Annotated in this window: 2 protein-coding genes; one reads left to right on the top strand and one right to left on the bottom strand. The window is 67.7% G+C overall.

Annotation, left to right across the window (positions count from 1 at the left end; all coding sequences use genetic code 11):
* Positions 1-458: 458 nt before the first annotated feature.
* Complete coding sequence (locus tag U9978_RS17555) at positions 459-2,678, top strand: NADP-dependent isocitrate dehydrogenase (protein WP_322762226.1); 2,220 nt, start codon at positions 459-461, stop codon at positions 2,676-2,678.
* A gap of 122 nt (positions 2,679-2,800) precedes the next feature.
* Here U9978_RS17555 and U9978_RS17550 read toward each other — a convergent pair whose 3' ends face one another.
* Positions 2,801-3,967: a serine hydrolase domain-containing protein gene (locus tag U9978_RS17550; RefSeq protein ID WP_322762225.1), complete on the bottom strand. Its 1,167-nt coding sequence runs from the start codon at positions 3,965-3,967 to the stop codon at positions 2,801-2,803.
* Positions 3,968-4,077: the final 110 nt, after the last annotated feature.

Genomic DNA, 4,077 nt, shown 5'->3' with positions numbered 1-4,077 from the left:
CGCGCACCTCGCGTCATCGCTACCCGTCCATCGCTGCGCGATGCACGGGTACCCCGGCTCCGTCGGTCGGCACCCGACACCTCCGGTGCCTCCCTCCTCGCACCTCGCGATGCACGTACCTCAGCCCCGCTCCTTGATCCACTCCCCTATTGTCGGGCGCTCTTATCTCCGCGGCCTTGCCCGGCGCGCTTATGGCTACCACTGGCCCAAGACGCTGACGCCGTCGGCATGCTTCGCGCGGCCCGAGCCGGTGCCTGCGGCACCATGACCGCCACCGAAGCCGCCGAATGAGAGGGTCGGATGCGTCTGCCCCTCGGTTTGGTGCGGTGTTCCACCGCCGCTGCCAGCCCGCCCGTCGATGACGATGAGCGCACACCCGCCTTCGTGATCAAGGCAGGGGTGGGATGATCAGGATATACCTTGAGATCGAGGCAAAGTATACGTGAAGCGGAGTATCGGTGACTGATTCGACCATCATCTACACACACACTGACGAAGCCCCGGCCCTGGCCACGTACGCGTTCCTGCCGGTGGTCCAGGCGTACGCCCAGGCGGCCGGTGTCAGTGTCGAAAGCCGTGACATCTCCCTGGCGGGGCGGATCATCGCCAGTTTCCCCGAGTATCTCGGGGAGGCTCAGCGCATCTCTGACGCGCTCACCGAGCTCGGCGAGCTGGCCAGGACGCCCGGGGCGAACATCATCAAACTGCCGAACGTCTCGGCGTCGCTTCCGCAGCTGAAGGCGGCGATCGCCGAGCTGCAGCAGCATGGCTACGCGCTGCCGGACTACCCCGACGATCCGAAGACCGACGAGGAGCGGGAGATCCGCGTCCGTTACGACAAGGTCAAGGGCAGTGCGGTCAACCCGGTGCTACGCGAGGGCAACTCCGATCGCCGTGCCCCTGCATCGGTGAAGAACTACGCCAGGACCCATCCGCACCGGATGGGCGCGTGGCGGTCCGACTCGAAGACGAACGTCGCCACCATGGACGCGGACGATTTCCGCTCCACCGAGCGGTCCACGGTCATCACCCGGGACGGCTCGCTGCGCATCGAACTGGCGGGTGAGGACGGCAGCACCACCGTCCTGGGTGCGTCCGTGCCGGTGCTGGCGGGCGAGGTCGTGGACGCGTCGGTGATGCGCGTGGCCGCGCTGTATGAGTTCCTGGCGGCACAGATCGCCCGAGCCAAGGCCGAGGGTGTGCTGTTCTCGGTGCACCTGAAGGCGACGATGATGAAGGTCTCCGACCCGATCATCTTCGGTCACGTGGTGCGGGCCTTCTTCCCGGCGACGTTCGCCGCGTACGGTGCGACGCTCGCCGCGGCAGGCCTGAGCCCGAACGACGGGCTCGGTGCCATCCTCAAGGGCCTGGAACAGCTGCCCGAAGGTGCGGAGATCAATGCCTCGTTCTCCGCCGAGCTGACTGCCGGGCCCGCTCTGGCGATGGTCGACTCCGACCGCGGCATCACCAACCTGCACGTGCCCAGCGATGTCATCGTCGACGCCTCCATGCCGGCCATGATCCGCACCTCTGGTCGCATGTGGGGGCCGGACGGCCAGGAGGCCGATACCCTCGCGGTTCTCCCCGACAGCAGCTACGCCGGCATCTACCAGGTCGTCCTCGACGACTGTCGGGCGAACGGGGCCTTCGACCCCGCGACGATGGGCTCGGTGTCCAACGTCGGTCTGATGGCGCAGCAGGCCGAGGAGTACGGCAGCCACGACAAGACCTTCGAGATCCCCACCACGGGCACGGTGCGGGTCGTCGACGAGGCCGGCGACGTGGTCCTGGAGCAGGTGGTCGCCGCCGGCGACATCTTCCGCGTATGCCAGGCCAAGGATGCGCCGATCAGGGACTGGGTGAAGCTCGCCGTCACCCGCGCCCGCGCGGCCGGCGACCCGGCGGTGTTCTGGCTCGACGAGAACCGTGCGCACGACGCGAAGGTGATCGAGAAAGTCCGGGCATACCTACCCGGGCACGACACCCAGGGACTGCAGATCGAGATCATGGCGCCGGTCGACGCGATCGCGTTCTCCCTGGAGCGGATCCGCCGCGGCGAGAACACGATCTCGGTCACCGGCAACGTACTGCGCGACTACCTGACCGACCTGTTCCCGATCCTGGAGCTCGGTACGAGCGCCAAGATGCTCTCGGTCGTCCCGCTCATGAACGGCGGCGGCCTGTTCGAGACCGGTGCCGGCGGCTCCGCACCCAAGCACGTCCAGCAGCTCCTCAAGGAGAACTACCTGCGCTGGGACAGCCTGGGTGAGTTCCTCGCGCTGGCGGTCAGCTTCGAGCACCTCGCCCAGACGACGGGTAACGCCGGCGCTCAGGTGCTCGCCGACACCCTCGACCGCGCGACTGCCACCTTCCTCAACGAGGACAAGTCACCCAGCCGCCGCCTGGGCGGCCTCGACAACCGCGGCAGCCACTTCTACCTGGCGTTTTACTGGGCGCAGGAGCTGGCCACGCAGACCGACGACGCCGATCTTGCGGCGGCGTTCGCAGGCCTGGCCAAGACGCTCGCCGAGCAGGAGCAGACCATCGTCGACGAGCTGATCGCGGTCCAGGGCTCGCCGACCGACATCGGGGGTTATTACCAGCCCGACGCCTCCATGGCCGCGGCTGTCATGCGTCCGTCGAAGAGTTTCAACGAGGCCCTTGCGGCTCTCGCCTGACCAGTGGAGCGGCTTCCCGTTTCGGTGGGCAGTGAACCTCAGGTCCGCTGCCCGCAGAAACGGGATCGCTCCAGTTCCCGATGTCCTGCGGCCCGTGCCGTGATCGAACTGGCTCGCCGCCGTCATACTCCGTCCGCAAGGACGTCGGCGGCCAGGTTGGCGATGTTCGTCCGGCGAGCCACCCCGCGGGGCGACTCGTCGTATCCGGAGAGTGGGTAACCGTTCGTCAGGAAGGCAAAGGAGACCTGGGTGACCGGGTCCATGAACGACACCTGGCAGGGCGCACCGCCATGCCCGAATGTCTCGGCGGAACCAGTGGCCGGAAGGTAGGCGCCGGGCAGTGTTCCGGCGACGACCACGAACAGGCCCATAGTCAGGGGGTTCGGCTGGGCGCTGTAGCCCTGCGGGTGCGTCGTCAACCGAGGGCGGATCCCGTCCGCGACGGCCGTCGGTGTCCACCGTCCGGAATGGACCAGGGACTGGTAGTGCAACGCGACGTCGCGCGCCGTCCCGACCAGCGAGTGACTCGGCTCGCCGGCGGCCAGGATCTCGGGCTTCGACGGGTACCAGGGACCCCACGGGTCGACGGTCGCGGCCGAGTCTTCGGGATCGATGCTGACGAAGGGGGCGACGTCGCCGGCGTGGCGCTCCTGGGGTACCCCGAGTTCCAGCGACAGCCCTAGCGGCTCGGCGATTTCTTCCCGTAGGTACTGCGCCAAGGTGGAGCCGGTTCGCCGTTCGACGATCTCCGCGATCACCCACGCCGCCGACGTCAGGTGGAATTCCAAACGACTGCCCGGCTCGAACGTCAGCCGCCACTTCGACATGGCGGCGAGCCGTTGACCGCGGTCGAGCATCTGGGGCCATCCCAGTGGCGCAAGGGGGAACCCGGCGGTGTGGGTCAGCACCTGTTCCACCGTCACGACGTCTTTACCGTTCGTCCCGAATTCGGGAACGATGTCCGCGACCCGCTCGCTCACGGCGAGAAGTCCTTCTCCCATCAGCTTCCAGACGATCGAGGCGACGATCGGGCGGCTCGCCGACTGCAGGACATAGCGGGTCTGCGGCGTCGCGTCCCCGTAGGTCTCGAACAGCACCAGGCGACCGGCCCGAGCCAGTGCGATCTGCGCCGACGGTAACGGCCCGTCTTCGACCTCAATCCGGACGCGTTCGGTCAACAGGTTGAGCCGGCGGGGGTCAAGACCGACATCCACCGGGTCGGCGAGCAGAGCGACCGGCGAGCCGGACCCGCTACCTGGTGTCCCACGCTCTCTTCGGTGAGCACACATGGGCTATCGGCCCTCCACGAGCTCGCTGTCAATCATCTGACTTAGTGGTCGGCGCCGGAAGTTCGTCCAGGGTCTGCCGGCGCCAGGCGGCGCCTCGCGTCGTTGTCGTC

It is taken from the genome of Protofrankia sp. Cr2 (assembly GCF_963555885.1).
Classification (GTDB): Bacteria; Actinomycetota; Actinomycetes; order Frankiales; family Frankiaceae; genus Protofrankia.
The sequence above is the reverse complement of the archived record's forward strand: the minus strand, read 5'-3'. Positions and strand labels throughout refer to the sequence as shown.

What these genes read in the sequence shown, in the direction of transcription:
- U9978_RS17550 (WP_322762225.1), bottom strand. Translation starts at nt 3,967, where the DNA reads ATGTGTGCTCACCGAAGAGAGCGTGGGACACCAGGTAGCGGGTCCGGC.